The sequence below is a fragment of the Aureimonas sp. SA4125 genome (assembly GCF_019973775.1).
GTDB lineage: Bacteria > Pseudomonadota > Alphaproteobacteria > Rhizobiales > Rhizobiaceae > Plantimonas.
Map to the genome: position 1 here is coordinate 4,120,672 of NZ_AP025032.1, position 13,910 is coordinate 4,134,581.

Below are 13,910 nucleotides of genomic sequence, written 5' to 3' on the forward strand. Positions count from 1 at the left end.
GGACACAAAAGCCTGTTGCCGCAGGCGTTGGGAGGTGATTCACTTCTGGCATGACACCCGCTGCCGACACGCTTCCCGACGATCCCGGCACGCTCAAGGCGATGCTGATCACCGAGCGTCTGCGGGCTGAACGTCTCGAGCAAATCATCAAGGAATTGCAGCGCCACCGCTTCGGACGCCGGGCCGAGACGCTGCCGGAAGATCAGCTTCTGCTGGGCCTCGAAGAGGTCGAGCAGGCCGCAGCCGATGACGAGGCGGCCGCAGAGGCCGCGGCTCCGGACGTTCGGACAGAGCGCGCCGCCAAGCGCCGGGCAAATCGAGGCTCGCTGCCTGCCCACCTGCCTCGGATCGAGATGGTCGTCGACATCGAGGACAAGGCCTGCCCGTGCTGCCGCCATGCCCTGCATGTCATCGGCGAGGACGTCGCCGAGCGGCTCGACATCGTGCCGGCCCAGTTCCGGGTGCTCGTCACCCGTCGGCCCCGCTATGGCTGCCGGGCCTGCGAGGGCGTTGTCGTCCAGGCGCCGGCGCCGGCACGGCTGATCGAGGGCGGCATGCCCACCGAGGCTACCGTCGCCCACGTCCTCGTCTCCAAATTTGCCGACCATCTGCCGCTCTATCGCCAGGCGCAGATTTACGCCCGCCAGGGCGTCCATCTCGACCGCTCGACGCTCGCCGACTGGGTCGGTCGAGCTGCCTTCCTGCTGCGTCCCATCCACGAGCGGCTGTTGGGCCACCTCAAGGCATCATCGAAATTATTTGCTGACGAGACCACGGCGCCGGTGCTCGATCCCGGTCGCGGCCGGACAAAGACCGGGCAGCTCTTCGCCTATGCCCGGGACGATCGGCCATGGCAGGGCGGCGACCCGCCCGCCGTTGCCTATGTCTATGCGCCCGACCGCAAGGCCGAGCGGCCCATCGCCCATCTCAAGGGGTTTGCCGGCATCCTCCAGGTCGACGGCTATGGCGGCTACAAGGTGCTGGCCGAGAAAGGGGATGTCCGGCTCGCCTTCTGTTGGGCGCATGTCCGCCGACGGTTCTACGAACTCGCCGCCGCCGGCCCCGCACCGATCGCGGCCGAGATGCTGGAGCGCATCGCTGCGCTCTACCGGATCGAGACCGAGATCCGGGGACGACCGGCCGAGGTCCGCCGTCACGCACGCCAGGAAAGAACGAGGCCCGTCCTCGACGCGATCGAGCTATTCCTGCGCGAGAAGCTCGCGCTCATCAGCCAGAAGACCAAGCTCGCCGAGGCGATCCGCTACACGCTCTCACGTTGGGAAGGCCTTTGCCTCTTTACAGGCGACGGCCGTGTGGAAATCGACAACAACACCGTCGAGCGCTCGATCCGCCCGCTGGCCCTGACCCGTAAGAACGCCCTGTTCGCAGGCTCCGACGGCGGGGCCGGCCACTGGGCCGTCATCGCTTCGCTGATCGAAACCTGCAAGCTCAACGGCGTCGATCCACAGGCCTACATGACCGCCGTCATCACGCTGATCGTAAAGGGCCATCCCAACAGCGGCATCGATGATCTCATGCCATGGCAGTTTAGGCCCACGGACGCGCTCGCCGACGTGGCTTGAGGACGACGCTTACGCTGAACTGTCCATCGTTTCCGTCCGTGTTCATCGGCTGACATGACGGACAGTAGTCGCCGGTACACCGACGCTAAAATTAGGGCCCAGATTTTTCGCCTAATCCTTTGTTCCTCTTTGTTGAAAATCGAAAAGTCAAATCGGCGATCGGATTCGGCGCATGCGTCGGCGGATTGTCTCTACAGAGACTAGGTGACCGCGTTCCGCTTCAAGCTTTGCTGCAAGGGCTGCTCCACCCTTTTTCCCACGGTTTGCGATAGCTTGAACGATCAGCAGGTTGTCGTCGTAGCCACTATCTTGCGGGACGGGAGGCATGTCCTGCACAAGCGTTTCAGCATCCTTGACGGGCCGACCCATAATCCGCCCTCTTCGCGTAAGCTTCGTTTTCAACCTGGGGCGCTTTGGCTTCCGAGGCTTCAAGCCATTGCTCCCTCACAGGTGCCACAATGGACTTCTTTGCTCATACGAATGCCCCCTGCCCCGCCTCGGCCACTCGTCGAGTCTCCTCGGTCGAGACGATCGCCTCGACATGCTCCGCCCAAGCGACGAATGCCCGACGGACCGGGTCTGCGGCTGGGTCGCGGTTGTAGATGGCGACGAGATCAGCCCGCGCGTGACCGAGGGCGAGCTCGGCGGTCTCCGTATCGATGCCGAGCCGCGACAAACCGGTCCGGAAAGTCCTCCGGAGATCGTGGATGTGGAAGGTGACGCCCGACTGAGCATTAATCCGGTCGGTGATTTGCGTCCAGCCGCTAATCAGGCCGCCTGTCCGCGGCGAGGCAAAGACGAGATCCGAGCGGGCGTCGACGGAGCATGCGTCGAGTAGCGTGGCGAGCGCGCCGGCAATCGGCACCTCATGGCCACGCCCCTGTTTTACGAACACAGCGGGCAGCCGGATCAGTGCTGCCTCTCTATCGATCATGCCACGCGTGAGGCCAGCGCCTTCACCTCGTCGGCAGCCCGTCAGGATCCAGAAGCGCACCAGGCGGCCGTTGACGGTCCCCGGGTCGGCCGCCCGCCAAACCTTCACCAGATCCTCGTCGGGCAGGGCGCGGCCGTGCTCAGCCTTTGCAACGCGATCGGCGCGGGTCGCACGTTCCTTCCGATGGCCGGCAAGGGGGTTGGATGGGATTACCTGCGCTTTGGCCACGCACCACGTTAGGAAGGCCCTGCAACGAGCCCGGAAATCTCTGCCGGCACCGACCCGACTAGCCTGCTCGAGCTTTTCGATGATCTTGGCGTATTCGGCTCCAGTGATCGTGCGGATGTCTCGGGCCAAAAGGTGCTTCATCTTCGTTCGTAAGTTCCGGGTGTGAAGCTCGGCCCCCACATAGCTGCGGCGGATCAGGTCTTTCTCATAGCGGTCGATCAAGTCGGCCAGCTTGGAGCGCTCGACATCGCGGCCTTCCTTACGCTCGGCAAGCGGGTCTTCCCCACGGGCGATTTTCCCAAGGGCGATCCTCGCGAGCGTGCGCGCCTCGGCCGTCGTCCTGATCGTTGTGGGCGTGCCCAATTTCATGCGCTTAAAGGTCCCTGCCCTACCGCTTCCGACTGGCCGGTAAGCGAGGATCCACGACTTTCCGCCGGGCCTTAAACGGACGCCAAAACCCGTTACGTCCGTGTCCCACGCGACAATGTCCGACTTGCCGGTCGGCAACACCAACTGAGCTACGTAGGCATCTGTCAGTCGGGATTTCAGCAATAGCAGATTCCTCTGGGCAGCACATGGGCAGCACCGTTTCGGTAACCGACCGGACTCTTCCATAACCCACAATAGCCCAATTACGTCAGTAAAGACAGGTTTTTAGGAGACTTCATATTCCCCTCTATAAACCCCAGTAATCCCTCCCAGATGATTTTGGTAATGGAGAGGTCGGGAGTTCAATCCTCCCTCGCAGCACCATCCTCGTCCTTCCGTTCGCGTCTGGCGACAGCGGCGCCAATCTTCCAACTGCATGGACCATCGCGCTTCGGGCAAGGCCTAGCCCGGCAGATGATCGGGCATCAGTCCGATACCGGCTCGGCGCAGGGGGTGAGGCCGCAAGCTTGAACCTCCGTCCCCATCCACCGTCGCGGCACCGCCGGGAGCAGCCCAGCAGGTCACCGCCCTACCCTTGACGGTGTCGTCTGGGGGGCAGGCCTTCCGGATAATGAAGGTCGCGGGGAACGCTCCGGCACTTTTTCGCCCGCATCAAGCCGACGAACTCCCCGCGCCGGGGCGGTCGCGCGGCATGTCACGCTGGATCAGCGCCGCGCTATTGGCCCCTGCCCGACGCGGCATTGAAGCTGAATAGTGAGAACAAGCAGGCTTAGACACAGTCGATGTTCCTGCCGTCCTTCCGATTCTGAAAATTGATCTCGATCGACAATGGAATCACGTTTGCAGAAAAGCTGCCGCGGGCCATGATGACGTGATTCGATGCGCGGATTTTGATTCCGGGGCAGTTGGCAGAAGCGGAGGCGCAAGGCGACCCACACAGGGTTTCGTGATTCGGGGTGAGTATTTGGTTGATCGCTGGAGCAAAATGACCTTCATGGCATCGCTCCCTTGCTGTGGACCCTTTCCGGACATCGGAAGGGCCGTCGAGGCACTCGGCCTCCCAGAATGCGCTCCGAGACCGGACCGCGTGAACGGCGGCATGCGAGCAAGCGGTGATCCGACCGCCGGCACCGCGGTGCCGCGATGAGCCTGGCCTTGCGGTTGTCCATGGCCATGGTGTGCCTGACAGCGGCGACGACCCTGACCGCCGGCGTGATCGTCTACCGGCAGAGCACGGCGGCCGCGCTCCCGCTGGCCCTCGATGCCCTGCGCTCGCACACGGCTCTCCTGGCGGACGACTTGCTCGGCTATGTCGACGTGGCGCGCGAGGACCTCCTCGTCATGGCGCAGAGCCCGGCCGTCCGGGAATATGCCGATGAGGCCGAAAAAGCATCGCCCGTTCAGGGCTGGCACGGGGCGCCCCGGCAGCGGGCGCGCGCTGCGCGGCTCCTTGTTGCCCTTGTCACGATCAAGCTGCGCTACGACCAGCTGCGGATCATCGGTCGGCACGAAAACGGCCGGGAAGTCGTGCGCGTCGATCGCCAGGGGCCGGGCGGCGCGGCGCGGTCAGTGGCCTCGGCGGCATTGAAGGCGCGTGCCGGCAGCCCCTATTTCGAGCCGGCCTTCGCCCGCAGGGGAGACGACGTCTACGTCTCCACGATCGCCTACCACCGCGAGGAGGGCGGGGGCGAGCGACCGGCAATTCCGACGATGCGGCTGGGGAAACCGGTTCTGTTCGACGGCAGGGACCCGCAGTTCATTCTCATGGCCGATGTCGACATGCGGCCGATCTTCGCCCGGCTCAGCAGTGCCTTGCCGCCGACAAGCACGATGTACCTCGTCGATGAGGCAGGCCACTACCTCATCGACGGCAAGCACCGGGATGAGGTCACGGGAAATGAGACCGGCCCCGTCGGCCGCATCCAGGACGAACTCGGCGGGATAGCCCCCCTCCTGGCGTCGACGAAACCGGCCGTTCTGGCATTGCAGGATGCCGACGGCCGCCCGATGGCGGCCGCTTCCTGGCCGGTCCTTCTCGTCGGCGCGCAGCGCGTGACGATTCTCGAGCTCGCGCCGATCGCTGAATTGATGGCGCCGACCAATGCGAGCATCGCCCGCGCGATCCTCGCGGTCGGCTCAGTCGCGGGCGTACTCGCGGCCCTGGTTGCCGTGACGGTGTCCTACCGGGTCTCCCATCCCCTGCGGTCGATCGCCGACGCCCTCGTCGACGTCACCCGCGGCAGGCCGGTCAGCCTTCCCGTCCGGGCAACCGGCGAGATCGGGGCCCTGGCGCGCGGCGTGGCGCAGTATCTCGAGCGCGAGTCTCTTCTGGGAGCCCTCGTCAGTTCCTCCATCGATGCGGTTCTCACCAAGACCTTGGACGGGACGATCACCTCGTGGAACCCCGCCGCTGCCGCGCTGTACGGCTACTCCGCCGACGAGGCGATCGGCGCCAATATCAAGATGCTCACGCCAGTGGACCGTCGGGCCGAATTGGAGGAGATCATGCAGGGCCTCGCCAGGGGAGACAGCCTCCACGCCTACCAGACCGTCGGGATCGACAAATCCGGCAAGCGGCTGGACGTCTCGCTGACGATCTCGCCCATCCGCAGCCCGGCAGGCGTGGTCGTCGGCGGCTCGACGATTGCCCGTGATATCACCCGAACGCTGGCGGATGCGCGCCAGTTGCGCAAGCTCCAGGCGGAAACCGCGCACGCCGCGCGGGTCGACACCGCCGGCCAGATGGCCGCAACCCTCGCGCATGAATTGAACCAGCCGCTGACGGCCATGATCAACTACGTCAGATCGGTGCAGCGGACACTGGAGGATCGTGGCCGGCCGGAGGACGACAAGGTCATCTCCTATGCCCAGAAGGCGATGGAGCAGAGCCGGCGCGCCGCCGATATCGTGCGCAAGGTCAGCACCTTCATCGGCAACAAGCAGTCCAATGTCTGTCATCAGATGATCAACCCCGTCGTCGAGCAGGGCCTCGAACTGGCGTTGCTGGGCGCCGGCAAGCAGTCGGTCATCGTGACCCGGGATTATGCCGAGGGACTCCCCAGCGTTTCCATCGATGAGGTCCAGATCGGTCAGGTCGTCGCCAACCTCGCGCGCAACGCCTTGGAAGCCATGGCCTCCGTCAGCGATGCCCGGCTGACGATCAGGACGGCCGCATCAGACGGCACCGTTGTCGTCACGATATCCGATACGGGCACCGGCTTCGACGCCAGCATACGTGACCACCTGTTCGAGCCCTTCATCACGAACAAGCCGGGCGGCATGGGTTTTGGTCTCAATATCTGCCGCTCGCTGATCGAAGCGCATGGGGGAACATTGATGGCAGAGGAATCGGTGGAGGGCACGATCTTCCGGTTCACGCTGCCGGCGGCTCAAGGATAGGTCATGACACGCAGCACCGTCTGTCTCGTCGACGATGATGAAGCCGTCCTCGGCTCTCTCACCGCCCTTCTGGAAACCGTTGGGTACAACGTCAGGTCATATCTCTCGGCGCAGGAGTTTCTTCGCCGAGAAATCACCGAAGCGGCAAGCAGCCGGATCGACTGCCTGATCACCGATTTTCGCATGCCGGAGATGACCGGCGTCGAGCTGCAGCAACGTCTGAGCGACGCCGGCGCCGACTTCCCTGTCATCGTCGTTACGGCCTTCGGGGAGGTGCGCGCCGCGGTCGCCGCGCTGAAGCTGGGTGCCCACGATTTCATTGAGAAGCCGTTCGAGGAAGAGGGGCTGATCCGGGCCGTCGAGGGCGCGATCGGGAGGGCGCAGGCTTTGCGAACGCGCTCTTCGGCCTGTCGGCAGGCGCGCGACCGGTTTGCCACGCTGTCCCCTCGCGAAACCGAGATTCTGGGTCACGTCGCCTCTGGCGCGCCCAGCAGGACCATTGCCCTCAGGCTCGGAATATCGCCCCGCACGGTCGAGATCCACCGCACCAACCTGATGCGCAAGTCAGGCGCAAAGAGCATTGCGGAACTGGTTGGCCTCGCCCACGAAGCGGCGTTCCACGATGAGTAGTCCCCGCCGGATCATCACCGATGGCTCGCAAACGGGATTTGGACTTTCGCCAGCGGCCCCCGAGCCGATTATGCCGGTTATCCAGCCGCAGCCATGCTCAGGAAAGATTGCTACCGGATCTGCGTGCCTCGCCCTCGCGTCGATCGGGCGGAAATCTCTGCCGGGCGAATGGACGAGCCCTTGCCTGTCAAGGCTCGGTCCGCAGAGGGCGGTATACGTATTTTCCGCGTATTGTTGGACGGCTGCGCCCGCGCGAAAATGGCGGGCGCGCTGCAAACTCTGGACGATGAAATGACGGGGCTTGATGTCAGAACGCTCAAGGCTCCTGCGGGACGTGACCGTCTATCTCATCGAAGATGACGAGGCGGTTCGACAATCCATCGGCGCCGTCCTCGAAACGCATGGTGCGACGGTCAGGCCCCTGTCCGGGGCCGGCGAGGCACGACGGCTGAGGTATCACGAGGATCGCGCCATCATGGTGATCGACGTCCACCTGACGGACGGCCTCGGACCCGATCTTCTGGCGGAACTGCGCAGCAACGGTGTCTCGGCTCCTGCCATCCTGATGACGGGAAGGATCGAAGCTCGACTCCGCAATATCGCGAGAGACCTCGAGGTCGCCATTCTCGAAAAGCCACTGGACGGTGACGACCTGGCTGCCCGAATGTCCAGCCTGATGCACGGGAACCATTGACCCCCCGCACGGGCAGATCTGGACGGTTCGTTGCTGGCGAGGGGAAGACCGGCAGATTTGCGTCGCCGCGACACAAGATCTGCCGATGTTGAACGGCACGCGAACCTCGAACACGGGAGAGTGCCGATTCCCTGTCGCGGCGCAAACAGAGCACGCCCGCCTAGAGGCTGGAACTTCTCGTCACGTCGTTGCCGAGTGAGCGCTGGCGGCTGAGGTTCGCGCGTGCCGTTTCCAGCGAAGCTTCCGTGCAGAGCCGCGCTTCGGTGGCAACGCCACGCATGGCGTTTTCATAGACCATGGCAAGCATCGGCTGAACCTGCTGCAAGACGAGGCCAGCCGCATCGGTCACATGCACCACCCGTGCGCGGCGATCGCGCGGATCGGCCTGGCGCCGAACCAGATGGCTGCTTTCGAGACGGTCGAGATAGGCCGATATGGTCATCGGTTCGACGTTCATGCCCTTGGCGATGTCGCACTGGCGAACGCCGTCGAAGTAACGGGCAATGTTCATGAGGGCGCGAATATCACCTGCGCTGAGGTCGAGACCCGTCTCGGCGACACTTCTGTCAAGCTCGACCCGCATCAGCCGGGCGACGTCCGCCAGCATGAAACCGGCCGGGTAATTGATTTCTTCATTCGGCATAATCTGCTCCTGTTGGGGCGCCTGACAGCCAGCACGGGTTTCCGGCCGTCTTAATCACGGGGCGCGCCAACACGCTGCACATACTACCCATCCGAGAAAATATGCATTTCTACCTAGGTCAGAAGCCAGACTGACAATCTAAGCCATTCGAATATTCTGCAAATGAATCTAAATTAAAAGGGGTATTCGAATTGATACGTAGATATTACGAAATTTTACCAGCCCCTGCATTATAAGGCTCGCAGATACGATTGCCTCGGGCGGTACGCATTGGTGATGATTTTCGTCATCTTATACGGCTGCCAAAATTCTCGGGAACCAACCGGGGATCCAGTCGTTGCTGCGATTGCAAAAAATTTGATGCAGATGCGAGAAAGGTAGGTGAGTGTGTCCGGCAAGAGCGTGCCGGCACGGCATTATCGGGCGGAGCAATCCATTGAGGGCACCGGTAGCGTCCACCACACCTCGTCCAAACGAATCACTTCGTTGAAGCGAATCACCTCGGCGAAAGCGGTCTGCACGTCGTTTGGCCGATCATCGGATTGAATGTCTATCGGACGAATGGGAACGGCCTTCGCCATTTCCGGAGAAAACGTCCCGGTTAGCCATCCCCAGCGAGTCGTGGCACCTGAGCCGAGTTTCGCCGATGCGATCCAGTCGAGGGCATGTGCCACCTGGCCCCGATGACCGTTCCGTCCTCATAGCGCTAGACCACGCTGGAGCAGTCCGTCGCGTAGAGATAATAGCCGGTGCGGCGGATGGCGATGGAGGCGCAATCGCTGTCGTAGGTCGGCGTCTCGGTCCGCAGCGAGGTGGACCGGCCCTCATACTCCCAACTCTCGTCCAGGAAGCGCGGCATGACGCCCGCCGCGCGGGTCACGCAGACGATCGATCGGTCGCTGCGATGGTGATAGATGTTGAACATGCAGAGCCTCCCAGCCGCCAGCCGTTTCGATGAAGGTCGTACGCGATTGAGTCCGCTGTAAGTCGAAACCGCACTTTGCGCCTCTCGAGCGAAAATGCCGATGCAGCCGGCGGGGATGGTATAGCAGGTTTGCGTGCCCCAACCGAGCACGGATGGTGCCGATGCAGCGCCTCGCGACGATGGCTGCCATCCGCATTTCTCTCGCGCTCCCGTCCGAACTCGGACGCGTGTTTCACGCAACCCTTTCGTAGAGCTTGGAAAATTCATCGAGAAGATCGCAACCGGTTGCCGCTTGCACCGGCGAGGGCCGGCCATCACGTTATCGGGAACGCGTTTGCTACGGGGCGCAAACTGCTGGAGCCCTGTCGCCCTTTCCCAAGACAGCCTGCAAAGACGATTTCGTCAGCAGCGCATGCGGCACGCTGGATCATGACAGCGACCTCCTCCATGGTTCGGCCATGGCACGGGAAATCGAACGCAAGTTTCTGATACGCGAAGACAGCTGGCGACAGTCGGTCGGCGACGTCATCGCCATCCGGCAATTCTATCTCGGCCGGCGCGACGACTTTTCGGTTCGCATCCGCATCGTCGACGCAGCAAAAGCCTATCTGACGGTGAAGACCGGGGCGGGTCTGTCGCGCGGTGAGTTCGAATACGAGATTCCACTGGCCGACGCGCATGACCTCGAGCCGGCCCGGATCGGCCGGGTGATCTCCAAGAAGCGTCACCGCCTGCCGCTCGGCCGGCACGTGATCGAGGTCGACGTGTTCGAGGATGATCTGGCGCCGCTGGTCATTGCCGAGATCGAGCTCCGGAGCGAGGACGACGCGGTCGAGCTTCCGAGCTTCCTCGGCCAGGAAGTGACCGGCGATTCCGCCTATTCGAACGCACGGCTTGCGCTTTCCGGCCATCCCGATACATCATCGTCGCTGTGACGTGCCTCTCCCTGACGCCTCGACCGGGTCTGCCGGTGCGGCCGCTCGGGCGGCCGAAGCGACAATCCAGGATGGACAGATGAGCTACCGCATCACCCCCGGCCTTCCGCTCGACGCCGAGATCCGGCGCATCGCCGAGGAGCAGATCGACAAGGCGACCGTCGAACTCTCCGCGCCGGAACCCGGCGAAGATCCGCACGAAGCAATCCACGACGTCCGCAAGCGTTTCAAGAAACTGCGTGCGCTGGTGCTCCTGGCCAAAAGCGGCGATCCGGGCTTTGCCCGCACCGAGAACGCCCGCTATCGCGATGCCTCCCGTGCGCTGTCGGGCGTGCGCGACCGCACGGCGCTGATCGAGGCGCTGGACGCCCTCGCCGAGCATGTCCCGGCTGGCCTCTCGCAAAGTGCGACGGCACCGGCGATCGCGACGCTGCGCGCCGACCTCGAGGAAAAGCGCCAGACGGCGCTCGCCGGCGAGGGTGATCTCGGCGCGACGATTGCGGCGACGCTGACGACCTTGGCCGACAGCCGCGACGCGGCCGGCATGCTGGCCTTCCACCGCCCCGTCAAGGACGCGGCAAAGGTGCTGGCGACGGGATTTGCCGCCACCCATGGCCGTGCCCGCGCCGCGCTGAAGCGAGCCCTGCGGAGCGGCGCGGTCGAGGACCTGCACGAGTTGCGCAAGCATGTGAAATATCTGAGCTACCATCTGGCGCTCCTCGCCCCGCTCTGGCCCGAGACGTTCGAACCGCTGCGCCGGACGGCCGCCGATATCGGCGACGATCTCGGCCGCGACCACGACTATGCCGTGCTGCGCGAAGAGCTTGCGCCGGAGGCCGAGCGTCACGCGCTGGTGCTGGCCCTGATGGATCGCCGCCAGGCGGAACTGCAGGCGGCCGCGCTCCTCTCGGCGCGCCGGCTCCTTTCCGACAAGCCCGACGCCGTCGCCGCCCGTATCAAGCGGCTCTTTCGCATTGCGGCCGAGGACACGCCCGCCGAGGAAGCCGAGGCGCTGCGCCAAGCCGCGCAGTAGCCGCAACCCCATTCGCCGGCGGCGGCAGACGCCTTGGATGCCGACGGCAAAGAGGGCCGACACGGCCGCTAAATAGCGGTATCGCCTTTGCCTCAATTTGCTTATATGCGGCGCATGAGCACGCACACGCCCCTCGACCATATCCGCAACTTCTCGATCGTGGCCCATATCGACCACGGCAAGTCGACCCTGGCCGACCGGCTGATCCAGACGACGGGCGGCCTGCAGGCCCGCGAGATGACAGAGCAGGTGCTCGACTCGATGGATATCGAGCGCGAGCGCGGCATCACCATCAAGGCGCAGACGGTGCGCCTGCACTATGTCGCCAAGAACGGCGAGACCTACATCCTCAACCTCATCGACACGCCCGGCCATGTCGACTTCGCCTATGAGGTGTCGCGCTCGCTCGCCGCCTGCGAGGGCTCGCTTCTCGTCGTCGATGCGGCGCAGGGCGTCGAGGCGCAGACGCTTGCCAACGTCTATCTCGCGCTCGACAACGGCCATGAGATCGTCCCGGTCCTCAACAAGATCGACCTCCCCGCCGCCGAGCCGGACCGGGTGAAGGAGCAAATCGAGGAAGTCATCGGCCTCGACGCCTCCGAGGCGGTGATGATCTCGGCGAAATCGGGCATCGGCATCGAGGACGTGCTGGAAGCCGTCGTCCACCGCCTGCCGCCGCCGAAGCAGGGCGACCGCGCAGCGCCCTTGAAGGCGATGCTGGTCGACAGCTGGTACGACGCCTATCTCGGCGTCGTCGTCCTCGTGCGCATCATCGACGGCGAGTTGAAGAAGGGCCAGATCATCCGGATGATGGGCACCGACGCCAAGTATCCGGTCGACAGGGTCGGCGTCTTCACCCCGAAGATGCTGGCCATGGACGTGCTCGGCCCCGGCGAACTCGGCTTCATCACTGCCTCGATCAAGGAAGTCGCCGATACCCGGGTCGGTGACACCATCACCGAGGACAAGCGGCCGACGACGACCATGCTGCCGGGCTTCAAGCCGGCGCAGCCGGTAGTGTTCTGCGGCCTGTTCCCGGTCGATGCCGCGCAGTTCGACGATCTTCGCGCCGCCATGGGCAAGCTGCGCCTCAACGACGCGAGCTTCTCCTTCGAGATGGAATCCTCGGCGGCCCTCGGTTTCGGCTTCCGCTGCGGCTTTCTCGGCCTGCTCCACCTCGAGATCGTCCAGGAACGCCTCTCCCGCGAGTTCGACCTCGACCTGATCGCCACCGCGCCCTCCGTCGTCTACGACATCAAGCTGACCGACGGCTCGACGATCCAGCTGCACAACCCGTCCGACATGCCCGACGTGATGAAGATCGCCGAGATCCAGGAGCCCTGGATCAAGGCGACGATCCTGACCCCCGACGACTATCTCGGCAACATCCTGACGCTCTGCCAGGAACGCCGCGGCATCCAGACCGACCTCTCCTATGTCGGCAAGCGCGCCATGGTGACCTACGAACTGCCGCTGAACGAAGTGGTGTTCGACTTCTACGACCGGCTGAAATCGATCTCCAAGGGCTATGCCTCCTTCGACTATTCGCTGATCGACTACCGCGAGGGCGACCTCGTGAAGCTCTCCGTCCTCGTCAACGCCGAGCCGGTCGACGCGCTCTCCATGCTCGTCCACCGCAACCAGGCGGAAAGACGCGGCCGGGCGATGTGCGAGAAGCTGAAGGAGCTGATCCCGAACCACCTGTTCAAGATCCCGATCCAGGCGGCCATCGGCGGCAAGGTCATCGCCCGCGAGACCATTTCGGCCTTGCGCAAGGACGTGACCGCGAAATGCTACGGCGGCGACGCCACGCGCAAGCGCAAACTCCTCGACAAGCAGAAGGAGGGCAAGAAACGCATGCGCCAGTTCGGCAAGGTCGATATTCCGCAGGAAGCGTTCATCGCGGCGCTGAAGATGGACAGCTGAGCGCAACAGCCGACCGAATGAGGGAGCGGATCTGACTTGCAATGAAGCCGATCCGCTTCACCCTTCATGCCCAGGCCAAGCTTTCCGAGAGACGAATCTTGAGCGAGTGGGCTGAGGCTGTGGCCCGGCATCCTGAATGGGTCGAGCCGGAGACTCGCGACCCCGAAGCCGAACGCCGCTTCGGCTCCATTTCGGCGTTTGGTGGCCGTATCCTGCGCGTGGTATGTGTCGAGACTGAAACGACAATCCGCATCATCACCGCCACCTTCGACAGGGGAGCCAGGCGTCCATGATCGACACGACCTATGATCCGGAAGCCGACGCCGTCTATTTCCGCATCGGCCGCGGACAGATCGTCGAGTCGGCTGAAGCCGGTCCCTTCATTTATGACGTCGACGCCGAGGGGCGTGTCATTGGGATCGAGATCTTGTCCGCCAAGAAGGTTTTGGCTCCAGGGGATTGGCAGGAGGCTCGCCTTCCCGGTTCGAAGAGCGTCGACGCAGCGGAGTGACGGTCGATAACTGAAGGCGGCTCTCGAGCGGCGCACAGTCTTCCACCCAGTCCACGTCCATCGCGTCGTTCCAGCCACT

General features: G+C 63.8%; 12 protein-coding genes. 9 read left to right on the forward strand and 3 right to left on the reverse strand.

Features of this window, described 5'->3' with window-relative positions:
• Positions 1-50 precede the first annotated feature (50 nt).
• Positions 51-1,583 (forward strand): IS66 family transposase, encoded by a 1,533-nt coding sequence (locus Sa4125_RS19555; RefSeq protein WP_224000747.1) that lies wholly within the window; start codon positions 51-53, stop codon positions 1,581-1,583.
• Positions 1,584-2,055: 472 nt separating this feature from the next.
• Here the strand turns inward: Sa4125_RS19555 and Sa4125_RS19560 are convergent, their stop codons facing one another.
• Entirely contained in the window at positions 2,056-3,360 is a 1,305-nt protein-coding gene (locus Sa4125_RS19560) for an integrase family protein (protein ID WP_224000749.1), read from the reverse strand.
• A gap of 918 nt (positions 3,361-4,278) precedes the next feature.
• Between Sa4125_RS19560 and Sa4125_RS19565 the strand changes: the two genes are divergently transcribed.
• The 3 genes from Sa4125_RS19565 (at position 4,279) to Sa4125_RS19575 (ending at position 7,858) form a co-directional block, all read left to right on the forward strand.
• The gene (locus Sa4125_RS19565; RefSeq protein ID WP_224000751.1) at positions 4,279-6,534 is read left to right on the forward strand and encodes an ATP-binding protein; all 2,256 of its coding nucleotides are present in this window, start codon (positions 4,279-4,281) and stop codon (positions 6,532-6,534) included.
• A 3-nt stretch (positions 6,535-6,537) separates the two neighbouring features.
• Complete coding sequence (locus Sa4125_RS19570) at positions 6,538-7,164, forward strand: response regulator (protein ID WP_224000753.1); 627 nt, start codon at positions 6,538-6,540, stop codon at positions 7,162-7,164.
• A gap of 304 nt (positions 7,165-7,468) precedes the next feature.
• Positions 7,469-7,858 (forward strand): response regulator, encoded by a 390-nt coding sequence (locus Sa4125_RS19575; protein WP_224000755.1) that lies wholly within the window; start codon positions 7,469-7,471, stop codon positions 7,856-7,858.
• Positions 7,859-8,018: 160 nt separating this feature from the next.
• Here Sa4125_RS19575 and Sa4125_RS19580 read toward each other — a convergent pair whose 3' ends face one another.
• A complete protein-coding gene (locus Sa4125_RS19580; protein WP_224000757.1) occupies positions 8,019-8,501 on the reverse strand; it encodes a MarR family transcriptional regulator in 483 nt (160 codons plus the stop codon).
• Positions 8,502-9,207: 706 nt separating this feature from the next.
• Complete coding sequence (locus tag Sa4125_RS19585) at positions 9,208-9,426, reverse strand: hypothetical protein (protein ID WP_224000759.1); 219 nt, start codon at positions 9,424-9,426, stop codon at positions 9,208-9,210.
• 458 nt (positions 9,427-9,884) lie between these two features.
• On the opposite strand from Sa4125_RS19585, the gene Sa4125_RS19590 reads away from it, so the two are divergent.
• The 5 genes from Sa4125_RS19590 to Sa4125_RS19610 all read left to right on the forward strand — a co-directional run bounded on the left by Sa4125_RS19590 (position 9,885) and on the right by Sa4125_RS19610 (position 13,831).
• Positions 9,885-10,361: a CYTH domain-containing protein gene (locus Sa4125_RS19590; protein WP_224000761.1), complete on the forward strand. Its 477-nt coding sequence runs from the start codon at positions 9,885-9,887 to the stop codon at positions 10,359-10,361.
• 79 nt (positions 10,362-10,440) lie between these two features.
• Positions 10,441-11,394, forward strand: a complete 954-nt coding sequence (locus Sa4125_RS19595) for a CHAD domain-containing protein (protein ID WP_224000763.1) — start codon at positions 10,441-10,443, stop codon at positions 11,392-11,394.
• Between the two features lie 114 nt (positions 11,395-11,508).
• Complete coding sequence (gene lepA, locus Sa4125_RS19600) at positions 11,509-13,320, forward strand: translation elongation factor 4 (RefSeq protein WP_224000771.1); 1,812 nt, start codon at positions 11,509-11,511, stop codon at positions 13,318-13,320.
• Between the two features lie 41 nt (positions 13,321-13,361).
• Positions 13,362-13,613: a DUF4258 domain-containing protein gene (locus Sa4125_RS19605; protein ID WP_224000773.1), complete on the forward strand. Its 252-nt coding sequence runs from the start codon at positions 13,362-13,364 to the stop codon at positions 13,611-13,613.
• Positions 13,610-13,831, forward strand: a complete 222-nt coding sequence (locus Sa4125_RS19610; protein WP_224000775.1) for a DUF2283 domain-containing protein — start codon at positions 13,610-13,612, stop codon at positions 13,829-13,831. Before Sa4125_RS19605 ends, Sa4125_RS19610 begins: the two co-directional genes overlap by 4 nt.
• The last annotated feature ends 79 nt before the right edge of the window (positions 13,832-13,910 follow it).

What these genes read in the sequence shown, in the direction of transcription:
- lepA (WP_224000771.1), top strand. Translation starts at nt 11,509, where the DNA reads ATGAGCACGCACACGCCCCTCGACCATATCCGCAACTTCTCGATCGTG.
- Sa4125_RS19575 (WP_224000755.1), top strand. Translation starts at nt 7,469, where the DNA reads ATGTCAGAACGCTCAAGGCTCCTGCGGGACGTGACCGTCTATCTCATC.
- Sa4125_RS19610 (WP_224000775.1), top strand. Translation starts at nt 13,610, where the DNA reads ATGATCGACACGACCTATGATCCGGAAGCCGACGCCGTCTATTTCCGC.
- Sa4125_RS19580 (WP_224000757.1), bottom strand. Translation starts at nt 8,501, where the DNA reads ATGCCGAATGAAGAAATCAATTACCCGGCCGGTTTCATGCTGGCGGAC.
- Sa4125_RS19560 (WP_224000749.1), bottom strand. Translation starts at nt 3,360, where the DNA reads ATGGAAGAGTCCGGTCGGTTACCGAAACGGTGCTGCCCATGTGCTGCC.
- Sa4125_RS19595 (WP_224000763.1), top strand. Translation starts at nt 10,441, where the DNA reads ATGAGCTACCGCATCACCCCCGGCCTTCCGCTCGACGCCGAGATCCGG.
- Sa4125_RS19555 (WP_224000747.1), top strand. Translation starts at nt 51, where the DNA reads ATGACACCCGCTGCCGACACGCTTCCCGACGATCCCGGCACGCTCAAG.
- Sa4125_RS19605 (WP_224000773.1), top strand. Translation starts at nt 13,362, where the DNA reads ATGAAGCCGATCCGCTTCACCCTTCATGCCCAGGCCAAGCTTTCCGAG.
- Sa4125_RS19565 (WP_224000751.1), top strand. Translation starts at nt 4,279, where the DNA reads ATGAGCCTGGCCTTGCGGTTGTCCATGGCCATGGTGTGCCTGACAGCG.
- Sa4125_RS19570 (WP_224000753.1), top strand. Translation starts at nt 6,538, where the DNA reads ATGACACGCAGCACCGTCTGTCTCGTCGACGATGATGAAGCCGTCCTC.
- Sa4125_RS19590 (WP_224000761.1), top strand. Translation starts at nt 9,885, where the DNA reads ATGGCACGGGAAATCGAACGCAAGTTTCTGATACGCGAAGACAGCTGG.
- Sa4125_RS19585 (WP_224000759.1), bottom strand. Translation starts at nt 9,426, where the DNA reads ATGTTCAACATCTATCACCATCGCAGCGACCGATCGATCGTCTGCGTG.